This is a genomic window from Micromonospora sp. NPDC047527 (genome assembly GCF_040643015.1).
Lineage (GTDB): Bacteria > Actinomycetota > Actinomycetes > Mycobacteriales > Micromonosporaceae > Micromonospora.
The window spans coordinates 1,311,124-1,331,481 of the sequence record NZ_JBEYTK010000001.1 but is presented as its reverse complement, the minus strand read 5'-3'; the positions used below and the strand labels follow the sequence as shown (position 1 = coordinate 1,331,481).

Below are 20,358 nucleotides of genomic sequence, written 5' to 3'. Positions count from 1 at the left end.
ACGGTACCCGAACGCCGGTACCGACCCCGCAGACCACCCCTTGGCGATCAAGGTTCAGTGACGAGGGTGTTGCGTGGGACCGAATCGGGCTCATAGCGGCTAGTGTTAGCTCAGAACGTTCAAGCCCCCCGGGGAGGTGGGACGTGGCAGCACGCAGCGACGACGCGGACTCGCGCGCCGCACGGTGGGAGAAGGAAGCCCACGATCTCTCCACGCAGGTCGCGTTCCTTCAGGAGGAACTCGCTCTGGTGCGGCGTAAGTTGACCGAAAGCCCCCGACACGTCCGGCAGCTCGAAGAGCGGCTGGCGGCCACCCAGGCACAGTTGGCGCGGCTGACCGAGAACAACGACCGGCTGGTGAGCACCCTCAAGGAGGCTCGCACGCAGATCGTTACGCTCAAGGAGGAGATCGACCGCCTCGCGCAACCGCCGAGTGGCTACGGCGTCTTCCTGGCCAAGCACGACGACGGGACGGTGGACGTCTTCACCGGCGGCCGCAAGCTGCGGGTCGCCGTCTCGCCCTCGTTGGACGTGGCCGAGCTGCGTCGTGGCCAGGAGGTCCTGCTCAACGACGCGCTCAACATCGTCGACGCGTTCGGGTACGAGCGGGTCGGCGAGGTGGTGATGCTCAAGGAGATCCTGGAGGGACCGAACGGCGGGCCGGGTGACCGGGCGCTGGTGGTCTCCCACTCGGACGAGGAGCGCATCGTGCACCTCGCCGAGACGCTCATCGGCTCGGCGATCCGGGCCGGCGACTCGCTCATGATCGAGCCCCGCTCGGCGTACGCGTACGAGCGGATCCCGAAGAGCGAGGTCGAGGAGCTGGTCCTGGAGGAGGTGCCCGACGTCGACTACGGCGACATCGGTGGCCTCCAGTCGCAGATCGAGCAGATCCGCGACGCGGTGGAGCTGCCCTTCCTGCATGCGGACCTGTTCCGCGAGCACCAGCTCCGTCCGCCCAAGGGCATCCTGCTCTACGGCCCGCCCGGCTGCGGCAAGACGCTGATCGCCAAGGCGGTGGCCAACTCGTTGGCCAAGAAGATCGCCGAGCGGCAGGGCAAGGAGAAGCACACCAGCTTCTTCCTCAACATCAAGGGCCCGGAGCTGCTCAACAAGTACGTCGGCGAGACCGAGCGGCACATCCGGCTGATCTTCCAGCGGGCTCGGGAGAAGGCCGGCGAGGGCACCCCGGTGATCGTGTTCTTCGACGAGATGGACTCGATCTTCCGGACCCGTGGCTCCGGTGTCTCCTCCGACGTGGAGAACACCATCGTCCCTCAGTTGCTCAGCGAGATCGACGGCGTGGAGGGGCTGGAGAACGTCATCGTCATCGGCGCCTCCAACCGGGAAGACATGATCGACCCGGCGATCCTGCGCCCCGGTCGGCTCGACGTGAAGATCAAGATCGAGCGGCCGGACGCCGAGGCGGCGAAGGACATCTTCTCCAAGTACATCCTCTCCGGGCTGCCGCTGCACCCGGACGACCTCGCCGAGCACGGAGCCGACCCCCAGGCCACCGTCGCGGCGATGATCGACGCCGTGGTGCTGCGGATGTACTCCGAAACCGAGGAGAACCGCTTCCTCGAGGTCACCTACGCCAACGGTGACAAGGAAGTCCTCTACTTCAAGGACTTCAACTCCGGCGCGATGATCCAGAACATCGTCGACCGGAGCAAGAAGATGGCCATCAAGGAGTTCCTCACCTCCGGTCGCAAGGGGCTGCGCCTGCAGCACCTGCTCGACGCCTGCGTCGACGAGTTCCGCGAGAACGAGGACCTGCCCAACACCACCAACCCCGACGACTGGGCCCGCATCTCCGGCAAGAAGGGCGAGCGGATCGTCTACATCCGCACGCTCGTCTCCGGCGGCAAGGGCGCCGAGGCCGGCCGGTCGATCGAGACCGCCAGCAACACCGGCCAGTACCTCTGAGCCAGCGGTAACACCACCGAGGCCCGGGACGCGACGCGTCCCGGGCCTCACCGGTCGCCCCTCGACGCGCCGGCCCCCACGCGTACCCATATGACCGATACGCTGTGGTGTTCCCACTCTCCGAATCGTCGAGGATCCGCGTGCCGTCCGAGCTCACCGTCACCGACCCGTCCGCACGTCCGGCGGTCGACCCGGGCAACCCGTCGCCCGCCCGCCCGTACCGCCGGCTCCTCGTCGCACTGGCGGCGGCCTGGTTGGTGCCTGCGGCGACGTACCCCCTGCACCTGGCCTGGCTGCTGCCCCCGCTGGTGCTGCTGGCCACGGCCAGTCTGCTGCGCGGCGGCCGCACCCTGCTCGACCGGCTGATGCTCGCCGTGCTGCTGCTCGTCGGCGCCAGCACCGCCGCCGGCCTGCTCTTCACGGTCTGGCCCTGGGGGCTGCACCCGGTCGCGGTCGGCGGCACGGCGCTCACCGTCCTCACCCTCACCGCGGCGGCCACCGGCCGACGCCCCACCCTGCCCCGCCCCGGCTGGACCGACCTGCTGCCGATCGTCGGTTCCATCGCCGTCGTCGGCTACCTCGCCCTGCCCTGGCTGCGTGCCCGCACCCTCGCCGGGCACCTCAGCCTGCTCGGCCTCGGCGAGGACAACTTCCGCCACGCGGCCCTCGTCGACGCCGTCGGCCGGCTCGGCGGGTACGTCTTCCTCGACCCGGCCGCCGCCCGCGAGGACATCGTCTCCCTGCTCACCCGCTACCCGCAGGGCTGGCACCTGACCACCGCGCTGCTCGACGCGAACCTGCGCTCGGCCGCCGGCACGCCCAGCGGGGTCAGCAGCCTCACCCACTACGGGTGGTGGTGCCTGGCCACCGTCGGCCTGCTCGTGTTCACCCTGCTCTGGGCCGCCCAACGGCTGCCCGGCCCGTCGCACCCCCTGCACCGGGTCGTTCTGACGGTTGTGGTCGCCGCGCTGTTCCTCGGCAGCCAGATGCCCCGGCTGCTGATCGCCGGCTACCCCAGTGAGGTGCTCGGGCTCGCCCTCGCGGTGGCGCTGGCCGCCCTGGTCGTACGCCCGCTGGCCGGCAACCGTGAACAACTCGTCCTGCTCGGCGCCCTGCTCACCGGGATCGGCTTCACCTACTACCTGTACCTTCCGCCGGCCGGGCTGCTGGTGCTCGGCTGGTTGATCGGGCACCGCCGGGAGTTGCCCCGGGTCCGCCGGACGCTGCTCACCGTTGGCCTGGTGACCGCCCTGCTCGCGCCCCTGCCCCTGCTGGTCGGAGTGCTCGGCGCGGGTCAGACCGAGGCGCTCGACGCGAAGGCCGGCCGGGAGCTCGCCGAGGCGTGGCGGGCTCTGCTCGGCCTCACCCCGATCGTGCTGATCGCCCTGGCGATCCAGGCCCGCCGCGCCGACCGGGCCTGGCGCCGGCACCTCGCCGCCGTGCTGGTGGCCGTCGGGTTCGCGCTCTCCATCGCCCTGGTCAACGTCCTCACCGGCGTCGAGCCCGCGTACTACTTCATGAAGGGCGTCCACCTCGCCACCGTGCTGCTGATCGTCGGCAGCGCCGCCCTGGTCCGACTGCTGCCCGTCCCGTCCGGTGCCGTCCGGTCGGCACCGGTCCGGGCCGCCGCGATTCCGGCGCTCGCCGCAGCCCTGGCCGTGCTCACCGTCGTGACCCTCTGCGGGCTCACCGGCTGGAGCGCCAGCCTGCTCGTGGTCGACAAGCAGAGCTGGACCCAACTCTGGGTCGGGTACGGCGTCGACAAACCGTCGAGAGTGGGCAAGGTCTGCGCCGCCGCGTACCGCCGCCACCCGGCCGAACCGGGCACCGTGACCGTGATCCTGGATCGCACCGGCTACCGCGGCTACGCCGAGACGATCTGCCTCTCCGCCCTGCAGGACACGACCGCGCAGACCGAACCGGCTGTCTACCTGCCGATGTTCGAGGAACCCGAGCGCACAAGCGAGATCCTGCGCGGGACGAGGGGCCCGATCCGGCTGCTGATCAGCGATCCGGCCGCGCAGCGACGCGTCGACCAACTGCTGACCACACACCCCGAACTCCGCGCCCGGGTCAGCACCGTACCCATGATCATCAAGCACTGACGCGGCGACACCGGGAAACCCGCTGCACCGGCGCGCCCCCGTCCCCGAACTGTCGGACTACGCTCGACGTGACGGGGGACTGGTCGGGCGAGCGAAGCGGGTAGGTCGATGAGCGTAAGACGGATCATGGGCACCGAGGTCGAGTACGGCATCTCCGTGCCCGGCCAGGCCGGAGCCAACCCGATGGTCACCTCGTCCCAGGTGGTCAACGCCTACGGGGCCCGGCCCGAGCTCAACCGGGGCGGGCGCGCCCGCTGGGACTACGAGGAGGAGTCGCCGCTGCGCGACGCCCGCGGCTTCACCTACTCCGGGGCCGCCTACGACCCCGCCGAGGCCCTCGCGGACGAGGACCTCGGCCTGGCCAACGTGATACTCACCAACGGCGCCCGGCTCTACGTGGACCACGCCCACCCCGAATACTCCACCCCCGAGGTCACCACCCCCCGGGACATCGTGCGCTGGGACAAGGCCGGCGAGCGAGTGATGGCCGAGGCGTCCCGCCGGGCCGCCACCATCCCCGGTACCCAGCCGATCCACCTCTATAAGAACAACACCGACAACAAGGGCGCCAGCTACGGCGCCCACGAGAACTACCTGATGCGCCGGCAGACGCCGTTCGCCGACATCGTGGCGTACCTGACGCCGTTCTTCGTCACCCGGCAGATCGTCTGCGGCGCCGGCCGCGTCGGCATCGGGCAGGACGGCGGGCAGAGCGGCTTCCAGATCTCCCAGCGCGCCGACTTCTTCGAGGTCGAGGTGGGTCTGGAGACCACGCTCAAGCGGCCGATCATCAACACCCGCGACGAGCCGCACGCCGACGCCGACAAGTACCGTCGGCTGCACGTCATCATCGGCGACGCCAACCTCTCCGAGATCTCCACGTACCTCAAGGTCGGCACCACCGCGCTGATCCTCACCATGATCGAGGAGAAGGCGCTCCCCGCCGACCTCGGCATCGCCGACCCGGTCAGCGAGCTGCGCGCGGTCAGCCACGATCCCTCCCTGACGCACCGGATGCGACTGCGCGACGGTCGCCGGCTCACCGCCCTCGACCTGCAGTGGGCGTACCTGGAGCGGGTGCGGTCCTTTGTCGACGACCGCTACGGCACCGACGTCGACGAGCAGACCGCCGACGTGCTCGACCGCTGGGAGGGCGTCCTGGACCGGCTCGGCCGGGACCCGATGCTCTGCGCCGACGAGCTGGACTGGGTGGCCAAGCTGCGGCTGCTGGAGGGTTACCGCGAGCGGGAGAAGCTCGGCTGGGGCTCGCACAAGCTCCAGCTCGTCGACCTGCAGTACTCCGACGTACGGCCGGAGAAGGGCCTCTACCACCGGCTGGTCTCGCGGGGGGCGATGAAGACGCTGCTCACCGACGACGAGACCCGCAGCGCGATGACCGAGCCTCCGGAGGACACCCGGGCCTACTTCCGTGGCCGCTGCCTCGCCCAGTACGCCTCCGAGGTGGTCGCCGCCAGCTGGGATTCAGTGATCTTCGACGTGGGCCGGGAGTCGCTGGTCCGGGTGCCGATGATGGAGCCGGAGCGGGGCACCCGCGCGCACGTCGGGGCGCTGTTCGACAGGTGCGCCAGCGCCAAGGACCTGCTGGAGACGCTGACCGGGGGCTGAACCCGCGTCCGGATGCCCGTCGTGTGCCGTAACCCGGCGCGCGGCGGGCTTTTCGTCCCCCCAGCGAGGTAAGTTCATCGCAGACGATCGTGGAGGAGGCAGCAATGGCCACTCATGACAGCGGCGGCCAGTCGCAGTCCGGCAAGTCCCGCCAGGGCGAGGAGATCGAGGACGTCACCACCGAGGCCAACCCCGAGGTGGCCGAGCGGCACGCCGAGATCACCGAGGATGTCGACGACCTCCTGGACGAGATCGACTCTGTCCTCGAAGAGAACGCCGAGGAGTTCGTGCGAGGTTACGTACAAAAGGGAGGTGAGTGAGCATATAGGGTCAATTCGGACATGGGTCAAGCGAGCGATGATCGAGACGGGCTTCGTCGCTGCCGAGATTGCAGTGAGTGGAAGGCGCTCGATGAGTTCTGTGCGAGTTCCAAGAGACCGGGTGGGCGGGGTAGCTACTGCAAGCCCTGCTTCAACGAGCGGTCCAAGGCAAGCTACGCGCGTCGGGTAAGGGCGAAGTTCGACCGTGAAGTGCGCGAAGGTCGTGTCGTGCCGGAGGGGCACAAGTTCTGTCCGGCCTGCAACGCGGTCAAGCCGTTCGATTCCTTCCCGCACAACCGGGCGGATGCCTCCGGTTATGCCACCTACTGCAAGCCTTGCCACAACACCAAGACCAGGGAAACCAAAGAGCGGCTGTACGGCGGCAATCGCGAGTACCACCTGCGGCGGCGGTACGGCGTGGGGGAGAAGGAGTTTCAGGAGCTCCTGGCCGAGCAGGGCGGCGTCTGCGCCATCTGTCAGCACCCCGATCCGGAACATCTGGACCACGATCATCGCACCGGATGGGTGCGCGGGATACTCTGCTTCAACTGCAACGGTGGTCTTGGCCAGTTCCGTGACAGTCCCATGAGGCTGGCCAGGGCGATCACGTACCTGAGAGGAACCACGTGGCAGCGGGCTTTGATCCATCCGGGCGTCTACCAGATGTGTTCACCAACGCGGGGACGTCCTCCTTCACCACGTTTCTGAGCCGGGTGGCCCCCGAGATGCTGCCCGGTCGGCGACCGCTGCCGCCGGGCATGGCCGCCGACCTGGCGCCGCACGCGACAACCATCGTGGCCATCGCGGCCGCCGATGGTGTGGTGATGGCCGGCGACCGTCGGGCCACCATGGGCAACCTGATCGCCCAGCGCGACATCGAGAAGGTGCACCCCGCCGACGCGTACTCGCTGGTCGGCATCGCGGGCACCGCGGGCATCGGCATCGAGCTGATGCGACTGTTCCAGGTGGAGCTGGAGCACTACGAGAAGATCGAGGGCGCGATGCTCTCGCTCGACGGCAAGGCCAACCGGCTGGCCTCGATGATCCGGGGCAACCTGGGCGCGGCCATGCAGGGCCTCGCGGTGGTGCCGCTGTTCGCCGGCTTCGACCTGGCCGCCGCCGACCCGGCGAAGGCCGGGCGGATCTTCAGCTTCGACGTCACCGGCGGCCCGTACGAGGAGACCGGCTACGACGCGATCGGCTCCGGTTCGCTCTTCGCGAAGTCGGCCCTGAAGAAGCGTTTCCGGGCTGGCCTGTCCGTCGAGGACGCGACCCGGCTCGCGGTCGAGGCGCTCTACGACGCGGCCGACGACGACACCGCGACCGGCGGACCTGACCTGACCCGCCGGATCTATCCGGTGGTGATGACCGCCACCGCCGAGGGCACCCGCCGGCTGACCGACCCCGAGACGGCGGCGATCGCCGAAGGTGTGGTCAGTGGCCGGATGGAGAACCCGGGCGGTTGAGCCCCGTCCACCCCCACCCGTCAGCAGTCGTCAGCACAGCGCCGTAAGGAGAACCGCCGCCGTGGCCATGCAGTTCTACGCCTCGCCCGAACAGATCATGCGCGACCGTTCCGAGTTGGCCCGCAAGGGCATCGCTCGGGGCCGCAGCGCGGTGGTCCTCAGCTACTCCGGCGGCGTGCTCTTCGTCGCGGAGAACCTCTCCAGTGCCCTGCACAAGGTCAGCGAGATCTACGACCGGATCGGCTTCGCCGCGGTCGGCCGCTACAACGAGTTCGAGAATCTGCGCCGGGCCGGTGTGCGGATGGCCGACCTCAACGGGCTCAGCTACGACCGGCGTGACGTCACCGGCCGCGCGCTGGCGAACGCCTTCGCGCAGACCCTCGGTGCGATCTTCACCGAGCAGTCGAAGCCGTTCGAGGTGGAGATCTGCGTGGCGGAGGTCGGGGCCACCGCCGAGGAGGACGAGCTGTACCGGCTCACCTACGACGGCTCGGTCAACGACGAGCCGGGGCGGATGGCCATGGGTGGCCAGGCCGAGGCCATCACCGGTGTGCTGAAGTCGCAGCACCGCCCCGACATGTCCCTCGCCGAGGCGGCCCGCGTGGCGGTGCAGGCGTTGAGCGCCGTCGGCGGAGAGGGTGGCGCGGCCCGGACGATCGCCGCCAACCAGCTCGAGGTGGCGGTGCTGGACCGCCAGCGGGTGGGCCGTACGTTCCGGCGGATCACCGGCGCGGCCCTGACGGCGCTGCTGGATGGCGATGTCGCCGCCGCCGAGCAGCCCGGCGAGGCGGGCGGCCCGGACACGCCGACGGTGCCGGCGACGGAGTCGCACAAGCCGACGACGTCGGCGGGCTCCGCTGACCTGGAGGACAAGCCGGCCGACGGCAAGTAGCGGCCGGCGGTGCGGCACACACCGCCGCCGCCGAACCTCCGGCGAACCGTGGATCAGGCCGCAGCGGGGTTGACGATCGCCTGGGTGGCGACGAACGCCGCGACGGCGAAGACGAGCCAGGCGAAGGCGCGTTGCAGCCGGTGGGTGGGCAGCCGGGTGGCGATCCGGCCAGCGGCCAGTGAGCCGGTGATGGCGGCGGCGGTGAAGGCCGTGGTGATGCCGTAGTCGATGGTGGCATCGCCGGCGTGGGCGGCGAACCCGGCGGCGGAGTTGACGACGATGATGGCCAGTGAGGTGGCGACGGCGGCCGGCATGCTCAGCCCCAGCATGAGGACGAGGGCGGGGATGATGAGGAAGCCGCCGCCGACACCGAACAGGCCGGTCAGGAAGCCGACGGTGAGCCCGGCCCCGACCGCTTTGGGGAGGCAGCCGCGCCAGTTGACGCCGCCGTTGGGCAGCGCGCAGTCGCCGCCGGAGTCGACGGTGTCGCGCAGCATCCGTACGCCGGCGATGACCATGAGGACGGCGAAGCCGGCGAGGACGACGCCGGGGTCCAGGAGCCGGTTGACGGCGGCGCCAGCGAAGGTGGCGGCGGCGCCGGTGCCGCCGATGATGGCGGCCAGCCGCCACCGCACCAGGCCAGCGCGCAGCCGGGGGAGCAGGGCGGTCGCGGACGAGATGCCGACCACGAGCAGTGAGGTGGGTACGGCGGCGGCAAGGGTGAGGCCGGCGCCGTAGACGAGGGCGGGGACGGCCAGGATCGAGCCACCGCCGCCGAGCAGGCCGAGCAGCAGGCCGATGAGGACGCCGAACCCGATCGCGGCGATCATGCGGCGCCTGCTTCCGGCCGGACGGTACCGGCCGGCCGGAAGCGTGTGCCATACCGGCAGCGCATCGAGTTACCGCTGGTCCGCGGCGAGGGTGCTGGCGACCTGGTCGAGGTTGGTGCGGGGGCCCCGGTTGTACGGCAGTTTCGCCAGCAGCATGCCCATGGCGCAGGTGTTGGTGAGCGCGGCGACGGTGAGGCCGGCGCCGACGAACGCGGCGATCCACTTGGCCGGCTCGACCAGGGTGCTGACGAGTACGGCGGCCAGGACGATGCTGCCGGCGACGAGGCGTACCTGCCGCTCCAGGTCCCAACGAGGGGTGCCGGTGGTGACCGGAGCGCGAGCGGCCTGCCAGGCGGTGATGCCGCCGGTGAGCACCCGCAGGTGCGGCAGGCCCGCGCTGGTGAGGGCCTGTTCGGCCTGGGCGGCGCGCTGCCCGGAGCGGCAGACGAGCACGACCTGCTCGTCGAGGTGGGCGCGGAGTTCGTCGCGGTGTTCGCGCAGCAGGTCCAGGGGCACGTTGTAGGAGCCGGGGATGTGCGCGCTCTCGAACTCGGCCGGGGTGCGCACGTCGATCAGTCGGGGCGCGTTGCCGGTGGCGATCAGGTGTTGCAGGGCGGGGACGTCGAGGCTGGCTGGGGTGCGGGTGGGCGTGGTCATGTGGTGCGGGTGCTCCTGATTCAGTTTCCGGGGACGGTGGGCAGGCCGGCGTCGGCGGCGGCGGTGTAGGCGTCATCGATGTGCACGACCTGGCGGCCGGCGCGTTGTAGCAGGCTGGTGGCGGCCGCGGCGCGGTAGCCGGAGCCGCAGTGCACCCACACCGTGCCGGTTGGCACGTCGGTGAGGCGGTGCGGCAGGTCGGGCAGCGGGATGTGGACCGCGCCGTCGATGTGCCCGGTGCGCCATTCGTTTGTCATCCGTACGTCGAGCAGCACGTCGACGGCGGGCAGGCCGTGTGGCGGGGTCTCGGCGCGGGCGGCGGCGAGATCGGCGAAGGTCGCCGTGGTGAGAACGGTCAGCCGGGTGTCGTCGCCCGCGGCCCACTGCTCGGGGCTGCCTGTGGCCGCGGCGGCGGGCCGGTCGATGCCGATGCGGGCCAGTTCCCGCTGCGCGTCGGCGACCTGCTGTTCGCTGTCGCCGAGCAGCGTGATCGGCGCACCCCACGGGGCCATCCAGCCCAGCCAGGTCGACATCGGGCCGTCGAGGCCGAAGCTCAGGGTGCCGGTGAGGTGCCGCTGCGCGAACGCCTTGCGCGAGCGCAGGTCGACCACCCACTCCCCGTCGGCGATCCGCTGGGCCAGCGCGGCCGGGTCGGCGACGGCGACCGGGGTGAGGTCGATCAGGTCGGCGCCGGCGGTGTTGCGGGCACCCATGTGCGCGTAGTAGGCCGGGTACGCGTCGAGCCCGGCGAGGGTCTGCTGGACGAAGTCGTCGGTCTCCAGGCGCAGCGCCGGGTTGGCGGTGCGTTCCCGGCCGATGGTCGACTCGGGGGCGTCGGCCTGGGTGGCGGAGCAGAAGCTGCCGAAGCCGTGGGTGGGCCACACGTGGGCGCCGTCGGGCAGCAGATCGGCCAGCCGGCGCGCGGAGGCGTGCTGGTGTTCGGCGAGGGTGTGGGCGTGCTGCTCGCCGAGCAGGTCGGTGCGCCCGGTGGTGCCGAACAGCAGGGATCCGCCGGTGAACACACCGACAGGCCCGTTGTCGTCGTCGAGGACGTAGGACAGATGGTGGAAGGTGTGCCCGGGGGTGGCCACGACACGCAGGTTCATCCGCGCCGAGACCTGGATCGTGTCGCCGTCGGTGACGGGCCGCCGCTCGAAGTCGACCTGGTCATCGGCCGCGACCAGGTAGGTCGCGCCGGTCAACCGGGCGAGGGCGAGCCCTCCGGAGACGTAGTCGTTGTGCAGGTGCGTCTCGGCGACGTGGGTGACGCGTACGCCGAGACTGCCGGCCAGGGTCAGGATGCGGTCGATGTCCCGCTGCGGATCGACCACGATCGCCACCTGGCCGTCGTGGGCGAGGTAGCTGCGGTCGCCCAGGGACGAGGTCGTCACGACCTCCACGCTCAGGTCAGTCACTGCGCTGCCTCCTCGTTCGGTTGCGGTAATTAGGTAAGCGGCCGGTCTCGGGGCGATCGGTCAGCCAGCGCTGGTGTCCGTCGTCAGCCAGCGGGTGTACGGCGACCAGCCCACCGCAGTGGCACACCGTCGCCAGGGCGGGCGTCCCCACGGGGGCGGCGGCTGCGTCGACCGGCACGTTTGATCCAGCGGCGAGCCGGTTGGGCGTTGTGCCCCCATCGCGCCGTGCCGGTGCGGCTCCTTCAACCCCTGTCGCGCGGGCGGCATTCGCCAGCGGATACCCCGGGGGACCTGGAATGCACCGGTCGTCCCCCCGTCTCCGTAGGTCAGGAGAGGGCCAGGAACAGCTTCTCGAGTTCTTCCTCGCTCATCGGCGGCTCCTCGCCGCGCCCGCGGGCAGCCTGGCACTCTCGCATGCCGGTGGCGATGATCTTGAAACCCGCTCGGTCGACAGCGCTGGACACGGCCGCCAGTTGGGTGAGGACCCGCTTGCAGTCGTCACCGTTCTCGATCATCGCGATCACGGCGCCGAGTTGCCCCTGTGCCCGCTTCAGTCGGGTCAGCGCGTCCTTCAGCATGATCGGACCCATCTCCATGCCGCACCCACCTCCGTCGCCATGATACCCCGGGGGGTATGTACAAGCCCCGCTACTGTCTCCATCCAACATACCCCAGGGGGTATCTGTTTCCGCCGCTGCGGTGCTGCGTCACCGGTCCCCGTCCCCGGGCGCACCCAGATCCACCTTCCGGCGGCCTCAAGCGCAGGCTCAGCCCGCGCCAAAGCCAGACAAAACGCCCACGCTGCGCCGACACTCGGCGCAGCCCGGCCACGATCGACTCGCTTTCCTGGAAATCGGGCCATCCGACGCGCTGGGACACCCCGATTTCCAGGAAAGCGAGTCGATCACCCGGTCTGAGGCCGGGATGGCACCGGGGTCATGCCCCTCCGGGCACTCCCGGCGTGACAGCCTCCAGGGGAGGGGCCGGAGTGGGGGCCGGGCCGGCGGTGCGGGCGCGCAGCAGGACGATCATGGTGGCGGCGACCACGACGGAGCCGATGGTGTAGCCGAGCTCGACCCGCAGCGCGGTGGAGACCGGGGCGAGCGTGGCGACGACCAGCGCCGCCACGCCGACGGCCCACGCTGCTGCCTGCGCCCGGTGCCGGTCGAGGGCGAGCAACCCCTGGCCGAGCACCATCGCCCACAGGTAGGCGAGGGTGGCCGCGGCGAGCCAGGCGAAGTCGCCGTGGCCGAGGACGTCCGGCGCGTCGAAGAGGGTCTGCACCAGCCACGGGCCGAGCAGCACGGCGACCACGGCGCCGGTGAGGCCGAGCGCGGTGACCACCCCCAGTGCCCGGCGTAGAAGGCTGTGGAAACCGGTGAGGTCGCCGGTGGTGGCGCTGGTGGCGAGGCCGGGTAGCAGGGAGGCCTGCAACGAGGCGAAGACGAACAGCGGGATCCGGACCAGCACCAGCGCGGAGAGCAGCGCGCCGGCGGTGGCCACGTCGGACGGGTCCAGCACCCGGACGTTGATCACGCCGATGTTGACCACGACCTGGGAGAGCAGGCTGGACACGATGAGCAGGCCGAGGCCGCGCAGCAACGGCGCCCAGGCCACCGGGACGCCACCGCCGAGGGCCCGCAGCACCGGCGGGGCGGTGAGCGCCACCCCGATCAGTGGCGCGACGATCAGCACCGCGCCGTACCAGATGGGGGAGGTGACCCCGGTCAGGCCGAGCACGGCGACGAGAACGATGCGCAGACCGCCGTCGACGCCGAGTTGGGTGCCGTACCAGGGGAACAGTTGCAGGCCGGAGAGCACGCCCCGGGTGGTGTGCGCGACGGCGAGCGCGGCGAGCGACCCGATCAGCACGGTGACCATGCGGCTGTCGCCGGCGAAGAGCCGGTCGGTGAGCGGCGCACGGGCCGCGATGATCAGCGCGACGACGACGACGAGCAGGCCGAGGGCCAGGGCGGCACCCCGGGCCAGAACCGGCCCGGGCGGCAGGCCCTGGCTGTGCCGCCCGGCCACGAGCCGGGCGACCTCCTGCTCGACGGGCATGAACAGGCCGATGCCGAGGGTGAAGACGATCGTCCAGAGCACCGACAGCGACGAGTAGTCCGCCACGGTGAGGCTGTGCCCGGCGACAGCCAGGTGAACGTAGGAGGCGAGCCCCAGCAGGGCCAGGCCCGCGCCGACGGCGACGGTGCCCGGTGGGACCAGACTCAGGAGCCGCCGGATCACCTGCGGATGAGCGCCAACGTGAGCACGGCGAACGCGCGGCCGAGGTAGATCATCGCCTTGGCCGGGGAGTGGCTGGGGGTGCCGGCCATCCGCTTGCGCATGGCCACCGGCACCTGGCGGATGGTGTAGCCGCGCCGGGCGGTGTGCACGAGCGTCTCGACGGTGTCGCCCAGGTACTCCACCGGGTACCAGGTGGCGAACATGTCGATCACCCGACGGTTGGCGGCCCGGAACCCGGAGGTGGTGTCGGTGAGCTTGGTGCGGGCGACGCGGGACAGCACGCCGGAGAGCATGACCATGGCCCAGCGGCGGGGGCCGCGGACGCTGTAGTCGCCCTCACCGGCGAACCGGGCGCCGATCACCAGATCCGTCTCGTCGAGCAGGTCGACGAGCTTCGGCACGTACCGGGGATCGTGCTGGCCGTCCGCGTCGATCTGGATGGCCACGTCGTAGTCGTGGTCCCGGGCGTACCGGTAGCCCAGCCGCATGGCGCCGCCGACACCCAGGTTGTAGGGGAGCTTGGCGACCCGGGCGCCTGCCGCTGCGGCGACGTCGGCGGTGCGGTCGGTGGAGCCGTCATCGACGACGAGCACGTCGACGCCCGGCAACTCGCCACGGACCTCGCCGACCACGTCGGCGATCGAGCCGGACTCGTTGAGCGCCGGGATGATGATCAGGACCCGCTTGCCGTTAACCATCGTGCGACACCAGTTCGTCTCGGGCCGCCCGGTCCGCGTCGATCTCGGCGCGGAGCAGAGCGAAGTCTTCGGCCAGGGTGCGGGTCTCTTCCTCCAGGGCGCTGACCTCCCAGCTGAGGTGCACGCAGACCAGCAGCAGGAAGACGATGCCGAGGAAGAGCACCAGGCTCACGCCGGAAGCGACGCCGAGCAACTCGGCGACGTTGTCCAGCAGTCGGGGGAAGAGCGACAGCGGGATGATGATCACCAGGACGCCGAGCCAGAGCATGCCGTACTTCTCGCGGAGCTGCCGGCGGCGCAGCAGCTCGACGATCGTGGCCAGCAATATCAGGCCGGTCAAGCCGGTGACGAGGGTGAGCTTCATGCGACCTTCCACGAGGAGGGTGGAGCGGCGGAGGCGAACGCGGCGACCAGGGTGGTGCGCCAGCCCTCGAGGGGTGACACACTCGCGGCGGCCCAACGGCCGTGCCCTAGCAGACTGTACGCCCGTCGGGGGGCGGAACGGGGGGACAGGTCGTCGCTGATTGGCCGGAACCGGTCGGAATCCCCGCCACGCAGCGCGAACACCGAACGGCCCGGGCCGGACCAGATGGTACGGCCGACGCCGGGGACGAGCGGTCGGGTCATGCGGTCGGTGCCGCCTTCAACGGCTCCCACCAGGCGCGGTTGTCGCGGTACCACTGCACGGTCTGCGCCAGGCCGTCGGCGAGATCGATGCTCGGGGCGTACCCCAACTCTTGATTGATCTTGGTGATGGCCAGCGAGTAGCGCCGGTCGTGGCCCTTGCGGTCCGCGACCGGGACGACCCGGTCCCAGCCGGCGCCGCAGGCGTCCAGGAGCAGACCGGTGAGCTCCTTGTTGGTCAGCTCGGTGCCGCCGCCGATGTTGTAGACCTCGCCGGCGCGGCCCTTCTGCTGGACCAGCGCGATGCCCCGGCAGTGGTCGTGCACGTGCAGCCAGTCGCGGATGTTGCCACCGTCGCCGTAGAGCGGAACGGTGCCGCCGTCGAGCAGGTTGGTGACGAACAGCGGGATGACCTTCTCCGGGAACTGGTACGGCCCGTAGTTGTTGGAGCAGCGGGTGACCACCACGTCCATGCCGTGGGTGCGGTGGTAGGCCAGGGCGAGCAGGTCCGAGCCGGCCTTCGAGGCCGAGTACGGGGAGTTCGGGGCGAGCGGCCACGTCTCGGTCCACGAGCCCTCGTCGATCGAGCCGTACACCTCGTCGGTGGAGACGTGCACGAAACGGGCGGTGCCGTGCCGCAGGGCGGCGTCCAGCAGCGTCTGGGTGCCCAGCACGTTGGTGGTGACGAACGGCGCGGCGCCGGCGATCGAGCGGTCGACGTGCGATTCGGCGGCGAAGTGCACGATCACGTCGTGCCCCGCGACCACCTCGTCGACCGTGGCCGGGTCGCAGATGTCGCCCTGCACGAAGCGCAGCCGAGGGTCGTCGCGCACCGGGTCGAGGTTCGCCAGGTTGCCCGAGTAGGTCAGCTTGTCGAGCACTGTCACGGCGGCGGGATCGACCGCGGGCACGCCCGAGGCGCTGCCACCAGGCACGCCCAGCAGCATGCGGACGTACTCCGAACCGATGAAGCCGGCACCGCCGGTGACGAGGATCCTCACGGGTCCAGGAGTGTACGCGAAACGGCGAGCCGGCCGGGGGCGGCGACCACCGACATGCCGGCGGCCGATTGCGGCTAAGCTCCCCCGGTGCGCGGAATCCTACTCGCCGGCGGCACCGGCTCCCGGCTCTGGCCGATCACCCGGGCAGTGTCCAAGCAGCTGATGCCGGTCTTCGACAAGCCGATGATCTACTATCCCCTCTCCACCCTGGTGATGTCCGGGGTTCGGGAGATCCTGGTGATCACCACACCGGAGGACCAGGACCAGTTCCGCCGGCTGCTCGGCGACGGCAGCCAGTTCGGGCTGCGGCTGGAGTACGTCACGCAGGCCCGCCCGGAGGGCATCGCACAGGCGTTCGTGCTGGGGGCCGACTTCATCGGCGACGACTCGGTCGCGCTGATCCTCGGCGACAACATCTTCCACGGCGTCGGCCTGGGCCGGCAGCTGGCCGCCCACGGCGACCTGGTCGGCGGTCGGGTGTTCGCGTACCCGGTGGCCAACCCCGAGGCGTACGGCGTGGTGGACTTCGACGCCGACGGCCGGGTGCTCTCGATCGAGGAGAAGCCGGCCCGGCCGAAGTCCCGCTACGCGGTGCCCGGCCTGTACTTCTACGACAACCGGGTGGTCGAGATCGCCAGCAAGCTCACCCCCAGCGCCCGGGGCGAGCTGGAGATCACCGCGATCAACGAGACGTACCGGGAGAACGGCGAGCTGACCGTCACCGTGCTCGACCGGGGCACCGCCTGGCTGGACACCGGCACGTTCAACTCGATGATGCAGGCCGGCGAGTTCGTCCGGGTCATCGAGGAGCGGCAGGGCCTGAAGATCGGCTGTATCGAGGAGGTGGCCTGGCGGGCCGGCCTCATCGACGACGACCAGCTGCGTGCTCTGGCCGAGCCGCTGACCAAGAGCGGCTACGGCGACTACCTGATCGGTCTGCTGGCCGAGAAGCACGACCGGCAGGTGGGCCGATGAAGATCCGTGAGCTGGGCATCGAGGGCGCCTGGGAGATCACGCCCCAACAGCACGGCGACCAGCGCGGCATGTTCATGGAGTGGTACCGCTTCGACAAGCTCGCCGAGGCGGTCGGCCACCCGCTGCGCCTGGCCCAGGCCAACCTGTCGGTCTCGGCGCGCGGCGTGGTGCGCGGCATCCACTTCGCCGACGTGCCGCCCGGCCAGGCCAAGTACGTCACCTGCGTGCGCGGCGCCGTCCTCGACGTGATCGTGGACCTGCGGGTGGGCTCGCCGACCTTCGGCCAGTGGGAGGGCGTCCGGCTGGACGACACCGACCGGCGGGCGGTCTACCTCAGCGAGGGCCTCGGGCACGGCTTCTGCGCGCTGACCGACGACGCGACGCTGAGCTACCTCTGCTCGGCCACGTACAACCCGACCGGCGAGCACGGGGTGCACCCGCTGGACGAGGAGTTGGGCATCGACTGGCCGGCGGACGTCCCGCTGCTGTCCGCCCGCGACGACGCGGCGCCGACCCTCGCCCAGGCCCGGGAGCGCGGCATGCTGCCGGAGTACGACAACTGCCGGCAGTTCGTGGCGAGCCTCGGGCCGGACGGAATGTCGCACTCAACCGGTATGTGACCACGCCCGACGTACCACCTGTGGTGTGACAGTGACGAACGGGGCCTCCGGGCGGCTAATGTCACACCATGGAGCGGCGAATCTTCGGCCTCGAGACCGAGTACGGCGTCACCTGCACCTATCGCGGGCAGCGGCGGCTGTCCCCGGACGAGGTCGCGCGGTATCTGTTCCGACGCGTCGTGTCCTGGGGCCGGTCGAGCAACGTCTTCCTGCGCAACGGGGCCCGTCTCTACCTGGACGTCGGGTCGCACCCGGAGTACGCGACACCGGAGTGCGACTCGGTGACCGACCTGGTCGCCCACGACCGGGCCGGCGAGCGGATCCTGGAGGGGCTCCTCGTCGACGCGGAGAAGCGGCTGCACGACGAGGGCATCGCAGGTGAGATCTACCTGTTCAAGAACAACACCGACTCGGCCGGCAACTCGTACGGCTGCCACGAGAACTACCTGGTCTCCCGGCACGGCGAGTTCGGTCGGCTCGCCGACGTGCTCATCCCGTTCCTGGTGACCCGGCAGTTGATCTGCGGGGCCGGCAAGGTCCTGCAGACCCCGCGCGGCGCGGTCTACTGCCTGTCGCAGCGGGCCGAGCACATCTGGGAGGGCGTCTCCTCGGCCACCACCCGCAGCCGCCCGATCATCAACACCCGCGACGAGCCGCACGCCGACGCCGAGCGGTACCGACGGCTGCACGTCATCGTCGGCGACTCGAACATGAACGAGGTCACCACGCTGCTCAAGGTCGGCACCGCCGACATCGTCCTGCGGATGATCGAGGCCGGGGTGGTGATGCGCGACCTGTCGCTGGAGAACCCGATCCGGGCGATCCGCGAGGTGTCGCACGACATCACCGGCCGGCGCAAGGTGCGGTTGGCCTCCGGCAAGGAGGTCAGCGCGCTCGACATCCAGCAGGAATACCTGGCCAAGGCCACCGAGTTCGTCGAGCGCAGGGGCGGCGACCAGGCCGCCAAGCGGGTCGTCGAGCTGTGGGGTCGAGTCCTGAACGCGGTGGAGACCGGCGACCTGGAGCCCGTCTCCCGGGAGATCGACTGGGTCAGCAAGCTGCGGCTGATCGAGCGCTACCAGCGCAAGCACGACCTGCCGCTGTCGCACCCCCGGGTGGCGCAGTTGGATCTGGCCTACCACGACGTACGCCGCGGACGCGGCCTCTACGGGCTGCTGGAGCGCCGGGGCGAGGTCGACCGGGTGGCCACCGACCCGGAGATCTTCGAGGCCAAGGAGACCCCGCCGCAGACGACCCGGGCGCGGCTGCGCGGCGAGTTCATCCGGCACGCGCAGGAGAAGCGGCGGGACTTCACCGTCGACTGGGTGCACCTGAAGCTCAACGACCAGGCGCAGCGCACCGTGCTCTGCAAGGACCCGTTCCGCGCGTACGACGAGCGGGTGGAACGGCTGATCGCCAGCATGTGACGGGTGTGCCGGCCCCGGCGGTGGTGACCGCCGGCGGGGCCGGCCAGCCCGGTAGGCTGGGCGCGCCATGACGACTTCTGGACCTTCCGACCCCACTGGGCGCCCCGAGCGGCAGAACTGGGTCGAACGCCGGCGCGAAAAGATCCGCGCCGAGATCGACCGCAACCGGCGCGGCGACTACACCGTGCCGACGTGGGTGCTGGCCCTGGCCCTGGCCCTCATCGTGGGCGGCTGGCTAGCCCTGATCTTCCTAGCCTGACCCGCACCCTTCCGCTCCCGCCCCTGCCCCTCTCCAGCCCCACCCTCCCGTGTCGATCATGGAGTTGTGGTGGGGGAGAAAAGCCGCATTGCGCCAGGAATCGGGCACCATAACTCCATGATCCACCGGATCGGGGGTGGGGCGGGGCAGCGCGGGGAGTGTCAGGGGTGGGTTAGCAGGGTTGTCGCGTGGCGGCCGGCTGCTGCTGCTGTGAGGAAGTAGGCGTGGTCGGCGTCGAGGCCACGGCCCATCGTGGACAGCGGCACGGTGCTGGCCCGCAGCGCGGCGTCGAGACCGGCGGTGGGCACCCGCACGATCCGGTGCCGGGCCGCCAGCGGCGCCAGCGCCGTGTCGACCTCGGCGGCCAGCGCCGGGGCCAGTCCCTCGGGCACGACCAGCTCCGCAGGAGCGAGCGCCACCCGGCCGTACGCGGTGAGGCTGTGGTGCGACACGCCCCGGTGCCGGGGGCGGGCGTCGGCGTCGGAGATCCGTAGTGAGCCGACCGCCCGACCGCCGAGCGTGACGATCGCGTTGACGGCCTCACCAACGGCCACTCCGGAGAAACCCCACCGGGTGCCGGTGCCCAGGTTGCCCGGTCCCTGCGCCACGATTGCCACGTCGGCGTCGAGCACGTGGCGGGCGGCGAGCAGACCGCCGTGCAGGGTGGTGGCCTCCAGGTCGCCGCCGAACGACTGCCCGACGGTGATCGTGCCGGCCAGTTCGGCGCGCAGCCCGGCCAGGGTGCGGGAGAACCAGGCCGGCAACGCCCCGCCGTCGGTCAGCAGGTACGCCACCCGGGCGTGCGGGGCATCGGCCCGGATGCCGGCCAGGATCGCCGGCAACGCCGAGTGCAGATCGGCGGTGACGACCGGCATCCCGGCCAGGTCGTCGGCGTCGGCCAGTACGTCGCGGTGCGGCGACGCCTCCTCGTCGACGCCGAGCAGGATCGGCTGCAGCGGCGTGTAGCGGGCCTTGACGAGGTGCCCGGCGTCGCGGGTGTCGAGGGCCTGCGGCGGGTCGGGCGGCAGCCGGTCCGGCAGGGCCACCACCAGGGCGTACCCGCCGGTGCCCAACCCCATCAACAGCGCACCGGCGTTGAGCAGCACCCGGTCGCCGGGCTCGGGCGTGCCGACCAGCTCGGGATAGGCCAGCGCCCGCATCCGGGTGCCGTCGGGCAGGTCGACGTCGAGCTCCACCGCCCCGGTCCACTGCCGTCGCAGCCCCGCCACCGTCCCCGCCCGCCATCGCACCATGACGGGCACGCTAGCGGC

20 protein-coding genes are annotated in these 20,358 nt (G+C 70.9%); 11 read left to right on the top strand and 9 right to left on the bottom strand.

Annotated elements, in window-relative coordinates; genetic code table 11:
* Positions 1 to 143 precede the first annotated feature (143 nt).
* From arc to prcA, 7 genes are all read left to right on the top strand, one after another.
* A complete protein-coding gene (arc, locus tag ABZ808_RS05830; protein WP_357001441.1) occupies positions 144 to 1,928 on the top strand; it encodes a proteasome ATPase in 1,785 nt (594 codons plus the stop codon).
* A 140-nt stretch (positions 1,929 to 2,068) separates the two neighbouring features.
* Positions 2,069 to 4,033, top strand: a complete 1,965-nt coding sequence (locus ABZ808_RS05825) for a hypothetical protein (protein WP_357001438.1) — start codon at positions 2,069 to 2,071, stop codon at positions 4,031 to 4,033.
* Positions 4,034 to 4,141: 108 nt separating this feature from the next.
* Positions 4,142 to 5,659 carry a depupylase/deamidase Dop gene (dop, locus tag ABZ808_RS05820; protein WP_357001435.1) on the top strand — a complete coding sequence of 506 codons (1,518 nt, stop codon included), beginning with the start codon at positions 4,142 to 4,144 and terminating at the stop codon, positions 5,657 to 5,659.
* Between the two features lie 104 nt (positions 5,660 to 5,763).
* A complete protein-coding gene (locus ABZ808_RS05815; protein WP_088948111.1) occupies positions 5,764 to 5,979 on the top strand; it encodes a ubiquitin-like protein Pup in 216 nt (71 codons plus the stop codon).
* Between the two features lie 228 nt (positions 5,980 to 6,207).
* On the top strand, positions 6,208 to 6,687 hold the full coding sequence (locus ABZ808_RS05810) for an endonuclease VII domain-containing protein (protein ID WP_357001433.1): 480 nt from the start codon (positions 6,208 to 6,210) through the stop codon (positions 6,685 to 6,687).
* Positions 6,606 to 7,445: a proteasome subunit beta gene (gene prcB / locus ABZ808_RS05805; RefSeq protein ID WP_357001431.1), complete on the top strand. Its 840-nt coding sequence runs from the start codon at positions 6,606 to 6,608 to the stop codon at positions 7,443 to 7,445. Before ABZ808_RS05810 ends, prcB begins: the two co-directional genes overlap by 82 nt.
* A 61-nt stretch (positions 7,446 to 7,506) precedes the next feature.
* On the top strand, positions 7,507 to 8,337 hold the full coding sequence (gene prcA, locus ABZ808_RS05800; protein WP_357001428.1) for a proteasome subunit alpha: 831 nt from the start codon (positions 7,507 to 7,509) through the stop codon (positions 8,335 to 8,337).
* Between the two features lie 53 nt (positions 8,338 to 8,390).
* Here the strand turns inward: prcA and ABZ808_RS05795 are convergent, their stop codons facing one another.
* The 8 genes from ABZ808_RS05795 to rfbB all read right to left on the bottom strand — a co-directional run bounded on the left by ABZ808_RS05795 (position 8,391) and on the right by rfbB (position 15,806).
* On the bottom strand, positions 8,391 to 9,167 hold the full coding sequence (locus ABZ808_RS05795; RefSeq protein ID WP_357001425.1) for a sulfite exporter TauE/SafE family protein: 777 nt from the start codon (positions 9,165 to 9,167) through the stop codon (positions 8,391 to 8,393).
* 69 nt (positions 9,168 to 9,236) lie between these two features.
* Positions 9,237 to 9,824 (bottom strand): rhodanese-like domain-containing protein, encoded by a 588-nt coding sequence (locus tag ABZ808_RS05790; protein ID WP_357001422.1) that lies wholly within the window; start codon positions 9,822 to 9,824, stop codon positions 9,237 to 9,239.
* A gap of 20 nt (positions 9,825 to 9,844) precedes the next feature.
* Entirely contained in the window at positions 9,845 to 11,239 is a 1,395-nt protein-coding gene (locus ABZ808_RS05785) for an MBL fold metallo-hydrolase (RefSeq protein ID WP_357001419.1), read from the bottom strand.
* 326 nt (positions 11,240 to 11,565) lie between these two features.
* Positions 11,566 to 11,835 (bottom strand): metal-sensitive transcriptional regulator, encoded by a 270-nt coding sequence (locus ABZ808_RS05780; RefSeq protein ID WP_053661334.1) that lies wholly within the window; start codon positions 11,833 to 11,835, stop codon positions 11,566 to 11,568.
* Between the two features lie 340 nt (positions 11,836 to 12,175).
* Positions 12,176 to 13,483 carry a polysaccharide biosynthesis protein gene (locus ABZ808_RS05775; RefSeq protein WP_357001417.1) on the bottom strand — a complete coding sequence of 436 codons (1,308 nt, stop codon included), beginning with the start codon at positions 13,481 to 13,483 and terminating at the stop codon, positions 12,176 to 12,178.
* The gene (locus ABZ808_RS05770) at positions 13,480 to 14,181 is read right to left on the bottom strand and encodes a glycosyltransferase family 2 protein (protein ID WP_357001414.1); all 702 of its coding nucleotides are present in this window, start codon (positions 14,179 to 14,181) and stop codon (positions 13,480 to 13,482) included. The genes ABZ808_RS05775 and ABZ808_RS05770 overlap by 4 nt, the downstream gene beginning before the upstream one ends.
* A complete protein-coding gene (locus ABZ808_RS05765) occupies positions 14,174 to 14,545 on the bottom strand; it encodes a DUF2304 domain-containing protein (RefSeq protein ID WP_357001412.1) in 372 nt (123 codons plus the stop codon). The genes ABZ808_RS05770 and ABZ808_RS05765 overlap by 8 nt, the downstream gene beginning before the upstream one ends.
* Positions 14,546 to 14,804: 259 nt before the next feature.
* The gene (gene rfbB, locus ABZ808_RS05760; protein WP_357001410.1) at positions 14,805 to 15,806 is read right to left on the bottom strand and encodes a dTDP-glucose 4,6-dehydratase; all 1,002 of its coding nucleotides are present in this window, start codon (positions 15,804 to 15,806) and stop codon (positions 14,805 to 14,807) included.
* Positions 15,807 to 15,893: 87 nt separating this feature from the next.
* Here rfbB and rfbA point away from each other — a divergent pair, with 87 nt between their 5' ends.
* From rfbA to ABZ808_RS05740, 4 genes are all read left to right on the top strand, one after another.
* Complete coding sequence (gene rfbA, locus ABZ808_RS05755) at positions 15,894 to 16,781, top strand: glucose-1-phosphate thymidylyltransferase RfbA (protein ID WP_357001407.1); 888 nt, start codon at positions 15,894 to 15,896, stop codon at positions 16,779 to 16,781.
* Entirely contained in the window at positions 16,778 to 17,401 is a 624-nt protein-coding gene (gene rfbC / locus ABZ808_RS05750) for a dTDP-4-dehydrorhamnose 3,5-epimerase (protein ID WP_357001405.1), read from the top strand. Before rfbA ends, rfbC begins: the two co-directional genes overlap by 4 nt.
* A 68-nt stretch (positions 17,402 to 17,469) precedes the next feature.
* The gene (gene pafA, locus ABZ808_RS05745) at positions 17,470 to 18,828 is read left to right on the top strand and encodes a Pup--protein ligase (RefSeq protein WP_357001402.1); all 1,359 of its coding nucleotides are present in this window, start codon (positions 17,470 to 17,472) and stop codon (positions 18,826 to 18,828) included.
* Positions 18,829 to 18,895: 67 nt separating this feature from the next.
* Entirely contained in the window at positions 18,896 to 19,087 is a 192-nt protein-coding gene (locus ABZ808_RS05740) for a hypothetical protein (protein ID WP_357001400.1), read from the top strand.
* 161 nt (positions 19,088 to 19,248) lie between these two features.
* Here the strand turns inward: ABZ808_RS05740 and ABZ808_RS05735 are convergent, their stop codons facing one another.
* Positions 19,249 to 20,340 (bottom strand): DUF3866 family protein, encoded by a 1,092-nt coding sequence (locus ABZ808_RS05735; protein ID WP_357001398.1) that lies wholly within the window; start codon positions 20,338 to 20,340, stop codon positions 19,249 to 19,251.
* Positions 20,341 to 20,358: the final 18 nt, after the last annotated feature.